Annotated in this window: 9 protein-coding genes; 5 read left to right on the forward strand and 4 right to left on the reverse strand. The window is 60.3% G+C overall.

The features are described 5' to 3' along the window. Positions 1–339 precede the first annotated feature (339 nt). The 3 genes from LBW87_RS11595 to LBW87_RS11605 all read left to right on the forward strand — a co-directional run bounded on the left by LBW87_RS11595 (position 340) and on the right by LBW87_RS11605 (position 2,767). Entirely contained in the window at positions 340–903 is a 564-nt protein-coding gene (locus LBW87_RS11595; protein WP_225201622.1) for an FxDxF family PEP-CTERM protein, read from the forward strand. Between the two features lie 478 nt (positions 904–1,381). Next, positions 1,382–1,972 carry a hypothetical protein gene (locus LBW87_RS11600; protein WP_225201623.1) on the forward strand — a complete coding sequence of 197 codons (591 nt, stop codon included), beginning with the start codon at positions 1,382–1,384 and terminating at the stop codon, positions 1,970–1,972. A 564-nt stretch (positions 1,973–2,536) separates the two neighbouring features. Next, entirely contained in the window at positions 2,537–2,767 is a 231-nt protein-coding gene (locus LBW87_RS11605; protein WP_225201624.1) for a hypothetical protein, read from the forward strand. Positions 2,768–2,888: 121 nt separating this feature from the next. On the opposite strand, the gene LBW87_RS11610 is transcribed toward LBW87_RS11605, so the two are convergent. Together LBW87_RS11610 and LBW87_RS11615 are read right to left on the reverse strand one after the other, a co-directional pair. Beyond that, the gene (locus LBW87_RS11610; protein ID WP_225201625.1) at positions 2,889–3,095 is read right to left on the reverse strand and encodes a helix-turn-helix transcriptional regulator; all 207 of its coding nucleotides are present in this window, start codon (positions 3,093–3,095) and stop codon (positions 2,889–2,891) included. An 8-nt stretch (positions 3,096–3,103) separates the two neighbouring features. Then, positions 3,104–3,517: a hypothetical protein gene (locus LBW87_RS11615; RefSeq protein WP_225201626.1), complete on the reverse strand. Its 414-nt coding sequence runs from the start codon at positions 3,515–3,517 to the stop codon at positions 3,104–3,106. Between the two features lie 553 nt (positions 3,518–4,070). On the opposite strand from LBW87_RS11615, the gene LBW87_RS11620 reads away from it, so the two are divergent. Beyond that, positions 4,071–6,332, forward strand: a complete 2,262-nt coding sequence (locus tag LBW87_RS11620; RefSeq protein WP_225201875.1) for a phosphocholine-specific phospholipase C — start codon at positions 4,071–4,073, stop codon at positions 6,330–6,332. A 120-nt stretch (positions 6,333–6,452) separates the two neighbouring features. Here the strand turns inward: LBW87_RS11620 and LBW87_RS11625 are convergent, their stop codons facing one another. Beyond that, positions 6,453–6,962 (reverse strand): ferritin-like domain-containing protein, encoded by a 510-nt coding sequence (locus LBW87_RS11625; RefSeq protein ID WP_225201627.1) that lies wholly within the window; start codon positions 6,960–6,962, stop codon positions 6,453–6,455. A 48-nt stretch (positions 6,963–7,010) separates the two neighbouring features. Beyond that, on the reverse strand, positions 7,011–7,304 hold the full coding sequence (locus LBW87_RS11630) for a hypothetical protein (protein ID WP_225201628.1): 294 nt from the start codon (positions 7,302–7,304) through the stop codon (positions 7,011–7,013). 427 nt (positions 7,305–7,731) lie between these two features. Here LBW87_RS11630 and LBW87_RS11635 point away from each other — a divergent pair, with 427 nt between their 5' ends. Beyond that, a complete protein-coding gene (locus LBW87_RS11635) occupies positions 7,732–16,476 on the forward strand; it encodes a GH36-type glycosyl hydrolase domain-containing protein (protein ID WP_320442725.1) in 8,745 nt (2,914 codons plus the stop codon). Positions 16,477–16,589 lie beyond the last annotated feature (113 nt).

Consider the following 16,589-nt stretch of genomic DNA (forward strand, 5'->3'; position numbering starts at 1 on the left):
GCTCGCGGCATGCGGGCGTTTTTTGTCTTTTCAATGCCGGCTTGTCGCCGATTACAGAATTTGTACGACGCACTTCATCGTCCGCCTCAGCACCTGTCTGTGGCGCTACATACCCGATTATTCCTTCGATGTGGGTTACCGCACTGTTCATTCGTGATTAATAAGGCAATCTTCATTCGGGCGCGTAATTACGGCATTGCAGAAGATTAGCTTTAACGTAAATCGATCCAGCATAGGTGCAAATTTCGGAAGTAACCGTTTGAAAATGCCGCGCCGCATTAAATGGTTTAAGTGAATTTCCTATTCAACTGTTCAAATCAACTTTCAAAAGGTCCCTCCGTGAAAAAGCACATCCTTAAATCTATCTTCCTCGCATCCTCGCTTGCCTCTTGTGCCGCAGCAAATGCGGCTACCGATATCAACAACACATCGGCCCTTATCTTCAACAACAACACCACGTCCCTCGGGGCCACCTATGGACTTGCTGACGTAAGCAAGACCTTCACGGAGAACTTCACTTTCAATACGACCGGAATGTTCGGCTTTACTGGAGCGATCATCTCCATCACACTCGGGACCCTGTCGGGCGTCAACCTGAGCGCCTTTACCTTAACCGGTAACGGCATCACATCCACGGGTTCGTTGACCTCCAGCGCAGGTCTGCAAACATGGACGCTGATCGCGCCAAACCTCAGCCTTGGCAATTACACCCTGGCAGCAGTGGGCAACGTCACGGGTACGGGAGGCGGCAGCTTTGGCGGTAACGTGAACATTGCGGCAGTGCCTGAAGCCTCAACTACTGCAATGATGCTTGGCGGTCTGGCGTTGGTTGGATTTTTTGCGGCACGTCGCCGCAAATCAGTAAACAACGTTGGGATGCCTGGCAACCTGATGGCCGCGTAAACTGCTGCATCTTCTTCTGCTTCTGCCGGATAAAAAACGCCTGTTTGACAGGCGTTTTTTTTTGCGACGACAATCGCCAGATGCGTCTATCAGCAAGCATGGCGGATATCGAGACAGGATATCTTTCTCTATATGTTCGATATCGAACGGGCGTCGACTGGCGAATAGGCTAAGTTGCATGTACGGAGAACCTCGTACCTTCCAGCGACGGCTGGATTCAAGCCTCTCACCTCCCACCTCGGGCTGAGGGGCTCTTTTCTTTGTTCCGACGGATAACGCTCAATGTCGGAGAAATCAGCAAGCTACCGATCCTGCCAACGTGCCCGAATCACCAATGTTAGATAGCGAACCGACATCAAATCTTGTCAAGCGCATGATCACACGATGCTCCTTATCTCTCCCAACAGAAAATCTCTCGCCGCAGTTTTCCTTAAGACCGACTGACTGAACACTTGCTCCACACATAGGGAATCACATCATGCCCACAATCACACCAGATCAGATCTCGAGGCTTCTCTCGGTCTACATCAGTCACCAACTCGAATCCGGTGCCGATTTCACCGCCAACAGCCTGGATTTTTTAAGCAAATTATGTGACCTCAACATGGCGATGTATCGGCGAGAGACAGCACACCTGGTACAGGCGGCGCAACATTCCATCTCTTCCCTTTCGTCAGCAGAACTGGGCACATTGGCCACCAAACAGCTACCTTCTCGAGTGCAAGAAAGTTTCGCATTCGCACAGCAGAAAATGGCGCTCATCAACAAAACGAATGCGCTCCTGATTAGTTCGATGCAGCAGCATGCAATCGATATGAACAAGCAGTTCACCGCATGTCTTGGCTCCAATCCATCTGGAACTGGAGCGGATAACCAGCTAGCCATGTTTCCATCCAACGGCTTGCCAAGCGTCTTTGGGCAGATGATCGAGAATGGCAAACACATGGCGGAATCGTGGAATAGCCACATGGCGCGCTTTATGTCCCCTTGGGGAGCAGCGTCTTTCTCCAATATCGAAGAAGAACAAACTCCTCCGCCGGCCAAGACCGTCAGGGCCGTCAGGACCTAGTACGCATGCGGGATGATCCGGCGGATTTTCATGTCCAGAGTTGCCAAACGAAAAATCCGCAGTCGCGGACGTATTTTCTCTGGACGCGGTTCTATCAAAACCGGCCTTTCAGCGGCGGCCCAAGCTCCGGCTTGCGCCGAGAGATTCGCCTGGTCGTGCGGGCGTCGGCGTGCGCCAGAAATGCTCGAGCCTGTTCAATATTCTCTGCGTCGCTGCACATGGATACCATCCTCTTTGAAACCCCAGTAAGCAGCTTTATGCGCATGTAGCGCTGGATGACCTGTGAGTGCCTTCTGAAGGCTGGGTGGTCCAGTCTGGGTCGTAGGCAAGTTTGTATGGATTTTGTCTTCTAGACCTATAACAAACTTGTCAATTAGAATCCACAATCAAGTGTCATTGGGACAGTGACACACCCCTGCTACTTTCAGACTGATAGCACTGGCGCTAGCTACATTGTTAGCAGCCATGTTCAAAAAGGGTCAGACTGTGGCTGTATTCGATAATCCTCAGGCAACTAGAGTCTTATCGGATTTTTTGTCTCTCGCAACAAATGGAATACTCAAAATGATGGACTGGGTCCCTATCGTCTTCGTTACGTTCAAGGCCATCGTGCTCTGCACGGGCATGTTCTTCGCCATCAAGTGGCATTACGATCAAGGCAAGGCGAAGGGAACGCGTACGGTGCTACGCGCGAGCGGCACGGTAGCAGCCGTCTTCGTGCTATTGCTCCTGAGCGTGGGGCTCGTCACCTTCGTTCTTGTAAAGACGCTCGGTTTGGACCTGTCCTTCCCATGATGGCAGGGGAATAGTGGAGCAATACCGAGATCAATGATCTTAGATCTTCTAAAATACGCCCCCCCCCGTCACTCAATCAGATCGATTCCCGTTTCGCCTGAAAGTGCTAAGGCAGCCAGAGTCAGGCTTTGCCAGCATATGGATTCTCGAAAATCTCCTCTACCCGCCGCTCGAACAACGCACTGATGCGATAGGCCAGGTCCAGCGAGGGGTCGTGCTTCTCGACCTCGAGGGCATTGACCGCCTGACGCGAAACGCCCAGCCGTTCAGCAAGTTGGGCCTGCGTCCAGCCAGCCTCGGCGCGCAGCACACGTAAGTGGTTCTTCATCAATGATCTCAGCGACTTGAGCGGATGAAGGGCCAGACCAGGGCAGATACTGTCCAGAACAATGGATAGATCAGCCAGGCCCTCATGCTGGGAGCGCCTGCATAACTCTCGCCAAAACCCCATGCGGTCGACACCACCATGACGATACCCGCGCTCAGGATGACGCGCTTGGCCCAAAGCACACGCATGTATTCGTCGCTATCGACAATCAGTCGCAGCAGCGCCCAGATCTGGCCTGCGATCGGCATCGCGACGACCAACGCCAGCATCCACCCTGCCGGTGTCCCGATCCATAAGTCGAATACACCAAAGATCGCGGCGATGTTGATCAGCGAGTAGATCGCCATGAACAGCACGGTTCGTAAGACGTAGCGCCGCAAAGGCGAAACAATGGGGACGTGTGACAGGGCGGATAGCGACATCAGATACTCCATGTAAGGTTTACCTTACTTTAACAATGTCAGGTAAACCTGTCAAATCGTCAGACATTCGTCACTCCTGATCGGCGTCGTGCTGCTGATATTCCCGCCCTGCGCAGAACCATGACGATGCTCTCGAAAAAAAACCAGCTCGATTCGTCATCAGGCTACGTGCGCAACATCTGTTTGCGGCGAATTGCGTTTTCGGACTTTGCTTATATCAATAAGCCCGCGTGAGCCCACTATAGTTCCGCGTGTCCTCGCCTCTCGATCTGATCTTCTCCATCAGCCATTACTGCTCCTTCCGGAAGGAAGAGTTCCTTCAAGCAGTTCTCCTTCTTACCGAATGTTTCGTCGCAAGGAATTCCATGCCAGCGTTTCGTCCCGGATCACGACTGCTCGCAGTGTTGTTGCTTGCCTGTTTCCTGGTTGCCTGTGGTGGCAACCAGGAAACAGGCATTCCCCTGGTAACCGCACTCCCAGCCGAAGGTCTCGTTCCCGTAAAAAAATGCGCCCCTTGATGGAGCCGCCCACAATGAATACCCCAAAAAAACCCATGACCTCACGCCGAAAATTCATCACCGGCACCGCCACCGTCGGCGCCAGCGCCCTGGCGCTCTCGGCCTTGCCTCCCAGCATCCGGCGCGCCCTGGCCATTCCGGCACATAACGCTACCGGCACGATCATGGATGTCGAACATGTCGTCATCCTGATGCAGGAAAACCGCTCGTTCGACCATTACTTCGGCACCCTGATGGGCGTACGCGGCTTTGGTGACCGCTTCACGATTCCCCTGGCAAAGGATCGTCTCGTCTGGCAACAGGGTACCGCTGCCGAGGACGTAGCTCTCATGCCTTACCACCTCGATCACACCAAGGGAAATGCGCAACGCGTAAGCGGCACACCGCATACCTGGCCGGATGGCCAGAGCGCGTGGGACGGTGGGCGGATGAACCAGTGGGTACGCTACAAGACGACCGCCTCGATGAGCTACTACAAGCAAGCCGAACTGCCGTTCCAGTTTGCGCTGGCCAATGCCTTCACCGTCTGCGACAGCTATCACTGCAGCATGCACACCGGCACCAATTCGAACCGCATGTTCCACTGGAGCGGCACCAACGGTCCTTCCGGAGAAACGCCGAGCGGCCCGGCCGGCGTCGCCTCGATCGACAATACATGGGAGAGCGTGGTCGGTCCTTCCAATGTCGGCCCCAACTGGAAAACCTATCCGGAACGGCTGGAAGAGGCCAAGGTCAGCTGGATCGTGTATCAGAATCTGCCGGAGAACTATGGCGACAATCCCTTGGGGGGATTTAGGCAATATCGCCGGGCGAATGAAGCTGCCGGCGTCAAGCAGGTGCTGTACGACGGCGTCAATGCACCGCCCCCGGGCGTGACCGTACCCGCCTATGATCCGGCTACCGACGACGTGACCAGCAGCGGCGTACCCAATCCGCTCTACAAGGGGATTTCCAACACGATGCCGGACGGCCCCGAGGTTGGTTTCCTGAAGAAATTCCAGGAGGATGTGAAAACCCGCAAGCTCCCTCAGGTCTCCTGGATAGTGGCATCCTCCACCTATTCAGAACATCCCGGTCCCTCAAGCCCGGTGCAGGGAGGCTGGTACATACAACAAGTGCTGGACGCGCTGACTGCGGTCGATGAGGTCTGGAGCAAGACGGTGTTGATCGTCAACTTCGATGAGAATGATGGTTACTTCGACCATGTTCCGCCTCCTTGCGCGCCGTCGATCAATCCCGACGGCACACCGGCCGGAAAGACCACCCTGCCCGACAGCGCGGTCGACCTGGAACGTCATGACTTCCCTCTCATCGGCTCCTCCACCCTGCCCACCGATGGCCGTGTCTATGGCCCGGGTCCGCGCGTTCCCATGTATATCGTTTCACCATGGAGTCGCGGCGGCTGGGTCAATTCGCAAGTGTTCGACCATACCTCGGTACTGCGTTTCCTGGAGGCTCGCTTCGGCGTCAGGGAAACCAACATCAGCCCGTTTCGTCGGGCAGTCTGTGGCGACCTGACCAGCGCCTTCAACTTCAAGACGCCCAACGCGGAAATATTGCCAGCGCTTGCCGGCCCCCGATCCAAGAAAGAAGCCGATGCCCACAGGGCCGCACAGGAGGCGCCAGGGGTACCCACGATCGTGCCACCTGCCGACGCCACGCTTCCACGCCAGGCTACCGGCGCGCGTCCCTCGCGGGCGTTGCCCTATGAGCTGCACACGAGCGCACGCGCCGATCTGGACAAAGGCATCGTGCAGCTTCTTTTTGCCAATAGCGGCAAGGCCGCGGCAGTGTTCCACGTCTACGACAAATACAACCTGTACAGGCTGCCGCGCCGCTACATGGTCGAGCCGGGCAAGAACCTGGAAGATGAATGGGACGCAATCGGTAATAACGACGGACACTACGACCTGTGGGTGCTCGGCCCCAATGGATTCCATCGCCAGTTCAGGGGCGATCTCAGCAGCCTGCGCCGCAGTAATGCAGCCAACCCGGAGATACGTGTGTGCTATGACATCGCCAACGGCAATGCTTACCTGGAGATGCTCAATAGCGGTCATAACGCTTGCACATTCACGGTCAAGGCCAATGCCTACCGTGCGGATGGACCATGGACCGCGACTGTCTTCAGCGGTGCGACAGCAGAACAGCCATGGGACCTGCAAGGCAGCGGACACTGGTACGACTTCGCGGTCACATGCGATACAGACATGATTTTCTATCGACGTTTTTCCGGACGGGTGGAGAACGGCCGGGATTCTGTTAGCGATCCGGCCATGGGGATGGCGGATTTGTAAAAGGCACGGCGGCAGGCCGAATGAGCGGCCTGCCTTCCTGCAACAGTCTGATCAGAACGTGTATTTAGCTGTCAAATTGAAGCTGCCCGACGCGCCTCCACGCAGCTTGCTTTTTTGTTTCTAGCCACCCACGCTCCTGGCATTCATCTGCTTTCCAGAACTACCGCGCTGGGCAAGAATGGTCAGCTCCGCATCGATCGCCTTGGATTCTTCCAGCGAAACATGAAGCTGCTTGCTCGCCTCCGAGTAATCCAGGTGCTTGGCCAGGGCGCACAAGGTGCCATAGGTTGCGATCTCGTAATGGGCGATCTTTTGCGCGGCGGCGATCAGGGCGCTATCAAGAACAGCGCCTTTTTCGACTTCCTCGATCTGTTCCTTGCCTTCCTCGACCAAGCCTTCCATGGCAGCGCATTTGACGCGTCGCAAACGCAGGCCGGTCTCTTCTACAGCCTGGTCGATACGCTCGATCCTGCCTTGGGTCGCATCCAGGTTGGCCTCGAATGCGGCTTTCAGTTCAGGCTCGGATGCGGCACGCAATAACCTTGGGAGCGCCTTGGTCAGTTGCTTTTCGGCGTTGGAAATATCCGACAGCGAATGGACAAACAGGTCTTCGATGGATTTTATGGTCATGCCAAACTCCCTTGATGGTTAAACGTAATTGACTAAGTCATTCGATAGTCACGGTTTTTTCAGCGGCGCATCCACGCCGTCCTTCTTTCTCAGGTGAAGCACGGGACGATTGCGTTCTGGTTCCTGCCGATCCGGTTCTGCCACAGTGTCGCGCTGCACCTCGGCCTCGATCGGCCGGACTTCGTAGAGTTCGACGCCCGTGTCTGCCGTATCTCGCCGAAGCGGGCCGGCCACAACGCTGACCTGGCTGCGTGCGTTGCCCTCGTGCGCACCGGCCGCTGACGCGCGACGCCGTTCGCGCTTGAGGTTGAGTTCGCCATCATGCTTTGGGGGATCAAACATTTCTTTCCTCAATACGCCGATAGTTGGCGTGCCAGTGACGGGCAACGGTGTCCATTGCGTCTTACGCCTCTTTCCCGGCCACGTCATAAACGTCGAGTAGCGTCGGAGGCGATGACGAATGCTGCGCCTTCCGGCGACGCTTAGATGTAGGTGCAACGACTATAGGCCCGTCATCATCAGGTGCAACCGACACCTGGTCGCCAGCGAATATCGCGAGGGGAAAATAAGACCAGTCATAAGTGGGCTAGCCAACAGATGAATCGGCCAGCACGGGATATAGTCAGCCGATCACCGCAGACGCGCAGCACACCTGCAAGCGCCCAACGCTCCCGGCGAAATCCGCTCGTCCGATCCACCCCACATCTGCCATCAACCGTCGGCCATCCGGCCCTGGACGTTTGCAATGGCCAACTGAAAGACCTGCACCGTGAATTCAGAGAATTCTTCTATCGAAGAAGAAGCCCCCCTGCGCGCCGAACTATTCAGTGCCCAGCAGATGGAACAACATGGGCTGACCCTGGCGATAACCCACCGGCTCAGCGCGCAGGCCGGCAGCGACAAGCTGTTGCCGCGCCTGGCGGAAAACCAGGCATTGATCAATGCGACCTGCCGGCTGCTAACGGAGGCCATCAAGGTCGGACGACAAGTGACCCCTGCGGCCGAATGGCTGCTGGATAACATTTATCTGGTAGACGAGCAGATCCGCATTGCCAAGCGCCATCTGCCCAAGAACTACAGCCGGGCGCTTCCCCGCCTGGAAGAGCGCGGCGCGGCAGGCAAGCCGCGCGTCTATGACATTGCGCTGGAGACCATCGCGCACGGCGACGGCCGGGTCGATCCTGAAATCCTGAGTCGCTTCGTCAGCGCCTACCAGCAACTTGCGACCTTGAAGATCGGTGAGTTGTGGGCAATCCCGATCATGCTGCGACTGGCGCTGATCGAAAACCTGCGACGCGTGGCAGCACGGCTGGCAGAAACCAGACGGCACCGCAATCTGGCCCATGACTGGGCCGATGCCATGCTGGATGTGGCCGAGAAGAACCCGGCAGAACTGATCCTGATCGTGGCCGACATGGCGCGCTCCAAACCGCTCCTGGAGAGCTCCTTCGTGGCCGAACTGGTGCGACGCCTGCAGGGAAAAAGTTCGGCATTGAGCCTGCCGCTGACCTGGCTGTCGCAACGCCTGACGGAGTCGGGCCGCAGCATCGATCAATTGATCCAGGACGAAAGCCAGCGACAGGCGGCAGACCAGGTCTCCATCAGCAACAGCATCGGTTCGCTGCGGTTTCTCGGGGAAATGGATTGGCGTGACTTCGTCGAAACCATGAGCCTGGTTGAACGTACGCTGCGGGAGGATCCGGCGGGCGCCTATGCACGCATGGATTTTGCTACCCGCGACCGCTATCGCCATGCGGTGGAAAAAATCGCGCGCGCCGCGCAGCGTGATGAACGGGAGGTGGCGGCAGACGCCATCGCATTGGCCCGCTACGCCTTCAATGACCTGGGCGCCGACGACCGCCGCTCCCATGTGGGGTACTACCTGGTCGGCGCCGGACGAGCATCACTGAATGCCTTCCTCGGCCACGGCAGAAGCTGGATCGCGACGATTCGCCAGACACTGGCCAGGCGACCGCTGGGGGTGTATCTCGCCAGCATATCGGCGCTGACGCTGGCGCTGGCTGCCGGCCTGATGTTGATGGCGCTACAGGGCGGCGCCGCCCAGTGGCCACTCGCACTGATCGCCCTGTTCGGCTTAGTGCTGGCGCTGCCCTGCAGCCAACTGGCGCAGGCGCTCGTCAACTGGGGCGCCACGCTGCTGGTCACGCCCCAGCTGTTGCCGAGGATGGATTTCTCGGCCGGCATCCCGGCGGCGGCGTCCACCCTGGTGGCGGTGCCGTCGTTGCTTCAAAGCGTGATGGGTGCCGAGCATCTGGTCGAGGCGCTGGAAGTACGATTTCTGGCCAATCAGGACCACTGCCTGCGCTTTTGCCTGTTGACCGACCTGGGCGACGCCGACACGCAGCATCTGTCCACCGATGCCGCGCTGCTGACCGCCGCGACCCGGAACATCGAACGGCTTAACAAGAAATACCCGCGCCGGGGCGGGGATTATTTTCTGTTGCTGCATCGTCCGCGAAGCTGGAATCCAGTTCAGAACTGCTGGATGGGACACGAACGAAAACGCGGCAAGCTCGGCGCACTGAACGCTTTTTTACTGGACGGCGTCACGTCGGGATTTTCCTATATCGGCGGCAACATCGAGGGCCTGGCCGGCACGCGTTATGTCATCACCCTCGATACGGATACCAGTTTGCCGCGCGACGCCGGGCGGCAACTGGTGGCGACCATGGCACATCCGCTGAACCGCCCGGTGCGCGACGCCCGCCGCAATGTCGTGGTGGCCGGCTACGGCATGCTGCAGCCACGCATTACCGTCAGCGCCCCCAGTGTCGAAGCGTCCCGCTTCGAAATGCTGTACGGCGGCGAAGTCGGCATCGATCCCTATACCCGCGCAGTGTCCGACATCTACCAGGACCTGTTCGGCGAGGGCTCTTTCATCGGCAAGGGTATCTATGACGTCCAGGTCTTTGAACAGGTTCTGGCCGGCCGTATGCCCGACAACCGGATTCTCAGCCATGATCTGCTGGAGGGTTGCTACGCCCGCTGCGCACTGATCAGCGATATACACGTCAATGAACAATATCCCTTTCGTTACAGCGCCGATGTCAGCCGGCGCCATCGCTGGATTCGCGGCGACTGGCAGATCGCGGCCTGGATGATGGGGCGGGTGCCGCGACAATCGGCACCCGGTGCGATGCGCTCGCCGCAGGAGAAGAACCCGCTGTCGCTCCTGTCCCGCTGGAAGCTGTTCGACAATCTTCGCCGCAGCCTGGTCGCCCCGGCCACCACTGCCATGGCGCTGGTCGGCTGGTGCCTGCTCGATCAGGCCTGGCAATGGACATCGGCAGTACTGGCGGTGATGTTCCTGCAGCCGTTTCTGTCATTCCTGCTGGACCTGTGCCGCTGGCCGCCGGAGACCAGCGTGGCGCAGCATCTGGCGGCGCTGCGCGCCAGCATCGTCACCCAGTTGCTGCATGGCCTGCTGGCGATCAGCCTGTTGCCTTACGAGGCCTGGTATCACATGGATGCGATTGCCCGTACCCATTGGCGTTTGCACGTGTCGCATCGCAGGCTGCTGGAATGGGTGGGATCGACCGATATCCACTTGCGCTCGCCCAATCATCTGCGGGCCTATTACGGGGCGATGTGGGCGTCGCCGCTAATGGCGTTCTCGGTCGCCATTGCACTGGTCCTGATGCATCCGGCGCTGCTGGTCTATGCTGCGCCGATCCTGCTGCTATGGTGGCTGGCGCCCTACACCGTCTGCCAGCTCAGCCAGCCGGTCGCGCGGCCGCAGACCGAACTGGATGATGATCAAAAAAGTTATCTTGGCACCTTGTCCCGCAAGATATGGTTTTTCTTCGAGACCCATGTCGGCCCTGCGGATAACTGGCTCCCGCCCGACAACCTGCAGGAGCATCCGGTCGAAGCGCTTGCCCATCGCACCTCGCCGACCAATATCGGGCTGGCGCTGCTGGCCAATGTGAGTGCGTACGACTTCGGCTACATCACGCAGGCGAGGCTGATCGAGCGCACCCGCCAGACCTTCCAGACGATGGCGACGCTGGAACGCTACCAGGGACATTTCTATAACTGGTATGACACCCAGGACCTGCGGCCGCTGCAACCGACCTACGTCTCCACCGTCGACAGCGGCAATCTCGCAGGCCATTTACTCACGCTGATCCCGGCGCTGGAGGCAGTGATCGACGCTAAGCTGCTGCAGCCACGGCTGTTCGATGGCCTGCGCGACACCGTTGCCGTGCTCGATGAATGGGCCACCGACTCGGCCCGACCAGTGCCGACGTCCCTGCATCAGGCATTGCAAGCGGCGCTGGCCCTGGCGCCGGACGATGCGGCCGGACGACGGGAAGCGCTGACGCACCTGTGCTGGCAGGCGGTCGATTTCCGTGCGCAATGGCAGCAGCTGGCGAGCGCCCCCGATGCAGTATCAGATCTCGCACACGCGCTGGAGACGCAATGCCATGATGCACTGGAGCAGCTCGACAGCCTGGCGCCATGGATACCGATGTTAGTTGAAGGCGATTGGCCGGCGCACATCCTGCCGCTCAAGCCGCTGCTGCTAGCCCCCCTCACCTTGCGCCACATTGCGCAACTCGAGCGCGCCGCCCATTCCGTATTGGCCGCCAGTCCACCGCAGCCAGGTGAGCTGCAATCGCAGCACCTGCAGCCGCTGCTGGCACAGATCAGGAGCGCCAGCGCGCTGGCCACCGGCCACCTCCGGCAGATCGAGATGCTGATGCTGCAGGCCGCCGAATTCGCCCGCATGGAATACCGCTTCCTGCACGATCCGACTACCCATCTGCTGGCGATCGGATATGACGTCACGCAGCATCGCCGCGACGCCGGCTCGTATGACTTGCTGGCCTCCGAGGCGCGTCTGGCCACCTTCGTGGCCATCGCCCAGGGCCAGTTGCCGCAAGACAGCTGGTTCGCCCTGGGACGGCAGCTGACGCAGGCCGGCGGCAAGCCGGTCCTGGTGTCGTGGAGCGGTTCCATGTTCGAGTACCTGATGCCGCTGCTGGTGATGCCTACCTTCGAGGACACCCTGCTCAACCAGACCTATCACTCGGTGGTCGATGCCCAGATCGCCTATGGTGCGCAGCACGGCGTGTTCTGGGGCATGTCGGAGTCCGGCTACCACGCCTTCGATGCCAGCCTCAATTACCAGTACCGCACCTTCGGCATTCCGGGGCTGGGCTTCAAGCGCGGGCTGGCCGATGATCTGGTGGTGGCGCCCTATGCGTCGGTGATGGCGCTGATGGTCTCGCCCCAGGCTGCCTGCCTCAACCTGCAAAAAATGCAGGCCGCCGGACTGGAAGGAAAATACGGTTTCTACGAAGCCATCGACTACACTTCGGCGCGCCTGCCGCGCGGCCAGGACAGCGTGGTGGTGCGCTCGTTCATGGCCCACCACCAGGGCATGAGCCTGCTGTCGCTGGCCTACGTCCTGCTGGAGCGCCCGATGCAAAAGTATTTCGCGTCGCTGCCGATGTTCCAGGCCACGATGTCCTTGCTGCATGAACGGGTTCCCAAGGCCGGCAGCCATTTCTCTGCGTCCATCCTGTCGGATGTGCGTGCCGCGCCGGACAACCAGAATCTTCCGATCCGGATCATCTCGCGCCCCGATCCCGCGGTGCCCGAAGTCCAGTTGCTGTCCAACGGCCGCTACCACGTCATGCTGACCAGCGCCGGCAGCGGCTACAGTCGCCGGGGCGACCTGGCGCTGACGCGTTGGCGGGAAGATGGCACACGTGACCACTGGGGCAGCTTCTGCTACGTCCAGGAACCCGGCCATGCAGGCTTCTGGTCTACCACCTGTCAGCCGGTGCAGGCCGTGCCGACGCACTACGAAGTTATTTTTTCAGAGGGGCGTGCCGAATTTCGCCGACACGATCATGACTTCGAGATGCATACCGAGATCATGGTCTCGCCGGAAGACGACATCGAATTGCGCCGGACCAAGATAGCTAACCGTTCCACCGTCACCCGCACCCTGGAACTGACCACTTATGCCGAAGTGGTGCTGGCGCCGGCGGCGGCCGACGCCATGCACCAGGCCTTCAGCAACCTGTTCGTGCAGACCGAGATCGATCGCCAGCGCGGCGCCATCCTGTGTACGCGTCGCCCGCGCTCGGCCCTTGAAAGCGTGCCGTGGATGTTCCAGTTGATGGCGGTCCACGGCGCCGCCGTCAACTCGACGTCTTATGAGACCGATCGAATGGCCTTTCTGGGTCGCCGCAACACGCTGTCGGATCCTGCTGCCATGCACCGCCGCGGAGCGCTTTCGGGCGCGTCAGGTTCGGTGCTGGACCCGATCATGTCGATCCGGCATCGCATCACCCTGGCGCCCGAGCAATCCGTGATCTGCGACCTGGTGATGGGCGTGGCGTCCACGCGTGAAAGCTGCCTCGGCCTGATCGACAAATACCAGGACCGTCATCTGGCAGACCGCGTGGTGGAACTGGCCTGGACCCATAACCAGGTGGTGCTGCGCCAGCTCAACGCCAGCGAGGCCGACGCCCAGTTGTACGGGCGTCTGGCCAACTCGGTGATCTATGCCAACCCGCTGCTGCGCGCCGACGCCAGCATCCTGGCGCGCAATCGTCGCGGCCAGTCGGCACTCTGGAGCCACGCCATCTCGGGCGACCTGCCCATCGTGCTGGTGCAGATCCATGACCTGGCCAACCTGGAACTGGTGCGCCAGCTGGTGCAGGCCCACGCCTATTGGCGCTCCAAGGGCCTGGCGGTCGACCTGGTGATCTGGAACGAAGACCATGCCGGTTATCGGCAGGTGTTGCAGGACCAGATCCTGGGCCTGATCTCGCTGGTGACGGGCGCCCATGCAATCGACCGCCCTGGCGGGATTTTCCTGCGCATGGTCGAGCAGATTCCGGAGGAGGACCGGATCCTGTTTCTGTCGGTGGCGCGGGTGGTCCTGAACGACCTGAACGGCACCCTGGCCGACCAGGTCAACCGCCGCGATGCCCCCGAGCCGAGACTGCCGATGCTATTGCCCCAGGCGCTTCCGGTGGACCTCGTCGCCCCCCAACGCGATGCGCTGCTGCTGCCCGGCCCCGCCGCGCACGCGGCCGCTGCGCCCTTGTTCAATAACGGCATCGGCGGCTTCAGCGCGGACGGCACCGAGTATCACATCGTGACCAACGCCGACCATCCGACACCGGCGCCCTGGTGCAATGTGATCGCCAACGCAGACTTCGGCACGGTCGTGTCGGAGAGCGGAGCGGCCTATAGCTGGAGCGGCAATGCGCACGAGTTTCGCCTCACGCCCTGGGCCAACGATCCGGTCAGCGACCAGAGTGGCGAGACCTTCTATCTGCGCGACGAGCACAGCGGCCAGTTCTGGTCGCCCACGCCATTGCCCTGTGCCGGCAGCGGCGACTACCTCACCCGCCATGGCTTCGGCTACAGCGCGTTCGAGCACAGCGAAGCCGGCATCTTCTCGGAGTTGACGGTCTACGTGGACCTGGAAGCGGCCGTGAAATATTCGGTGCTGCGACTGCGCAATGACGCGCCGATGGCGCGCCGCCTGTCGGCCACCGCCTATGTCGAATGGGTGCTGGGCGACCTGCGCGGCAAGACCGCGATGCACATCACCAGCGAGCTCGACCCGCTCACCGGCGCGCTGTTTGCCAGCAATCGCTACAACACCGAGTTTCCCGATCGCGTCGCCTTCTTTGACGTCGACGCCGACAAGAGCGTCACCGGCGACCGCTGCGAATTCATCGGCCGAAACCGGTCGCTGGCCGACCCCGTCGCGATGTCGCGCCAGCGCCTCTCCGGGCGCACCGGCGCCGGCCTGGATCCTTGCGCTGCGATGCGGGTGATGATCGACCTGGCGCCGCAGCAGGAGCGCACGCTGGTGTTCGTGATGGGGGTGGTCGATAGCCGCGACGGCAATCCTTCATCGCAGGTATCGCATCATCGCAACAGCAGCACGGCGGCCGCGGCCTTGCAGGCCGTGCACGCATATTGGCGCAAAACGCTGGGCGTGATCCAGGTCAGCAGCCCCGATCCGGCCATCGACCTGCTGGCCAACGGCTGGCTGCTCTACCAGACGCTGGCCTGTCGCATGTGGGCGCGCAGCGGCTATTACCAGTCCGGCGGCGCCTTCGGTTTCCGCGACCAGCTGCAGGATGCCCTGGCGCTGGTGCATGCCGAGCCGCCACTGGCACGCGCCCACCTGCTACTGTGCGCCGCGCACCAGTTCGTCGAGGGCGATGTCCAGCACTGGTGGCACCCGCCGACCGGGCGCGGCGTCAGGACGCGTTGCTCGGATGATTACCTGTGGCTGCCGCTGGCGGTATGCCGCTACGTCAGCGTCACCGGCGACAGCGCGGTGCTGGACGAAATCGCCCCCTTCATCGAGGGCCGCCTGGTCGGCGCGGACGAAGATTCCTATTACGACCTGCCCTCTCCTTCGACGCGCTCGGCCTCGCTCTACGAGCACTGCGTTGCAGCCATCCGGCATGGCCTCACATTCGGCCGCCACGGACTGTCGCTGATGGGCTCGTGTGACTGGAACGATGGCATGGACAAGGTGGGCGATCGCGGCCAGGGCGAGAGCGTCTGGCTCAGCTTCTTCCTCTATGAAGTATTGCAGCGCTTCGCCGCGCTGGCGATTCAGCGGGGCGACACCGGATTCGCTGCGACCTGTGGCGAACAGGCCATATTGCTGCAGCAGAACATCAGCGCCAATGGCTGGGATGGCGACTGGTACCTGCGCGCCTATTTCGATGACGGCAGCCCGCTGGGCGCAGCGGCCAACAGCGAATGCCGGATCGATTCGTTGTCGCAAAGCTGGGCCGTGCTGTCGGGCGCGGGCGAACCGGATCGATGCCAGCGGGCGATGGCGGCGGTCAAGACGCATCTGGTGCGCAGCGATGCAAAACTGATCCAGTTGCTGGACCCACCGTTCGACCATGCCGGTCAGAACCCTGGCTATATTCGCGGCTACGTCCCTGGCGTGCGCGAGAACGGCGGCCAGTATACGCACGCAGCCATCTGGGCGGTGATGGCGTTTGCCCGGATGGGCGATGCCACATCGGCCTGGCAACTGATGCAGATGATCAATCCGATCAACCATGCCCGCACCCGGCAAGAGGTCGCGACCTACAAGGTCGAGCCTTATGTGGTGGCGGCCGATGTCTATGCCGTGCTCCCTCATACAGGCCGTGGCGGCTGGACCTGGTACACCGGTTCGGCCGGCTGGATGTATCGCCTGTTGACCGAGTCGCTGCTGGGACTGGAAGTCAAGGCGAACCAGCTTCGCATTAACCCCTGCCTGCCGGCTGACTGGGAAAGTTATCGACTGGACTATTGCTATCGCGGCACGCCCTACCGCATCACCATCCGTCAGGAGACGACGGACCTGGAACCAGCCCGCCCCGCGCGCTACACGCTGGATGGAGAACGCCAGCAGCACGACTGCCTCACGCTGGTCGCCGACGCACAAGTGCACCACGCAGAGATCACGCTGTATCGCCAGGCGGCCTTGTCGGTCGTGTGAAGGCTGGCAAGTGGGCCTTCAGGTTTTGCCTGAGGGGGAAACCGCATGTCATCAGGAAAGGTACTAAAGGCAACGCCGGGAAGGATCGTTATCATAAAAACATCGAAAACAGC

Origin of the sequence: Herbaspirillum sp. alder98 (assembly GCF_020179755.1) — a bacterium.
GTDB lineage: Bacteria > Pseudomonadota > Gammaproteobacteria > Burkholderiales > Burkholderiaceae_D > Herbaspirillum.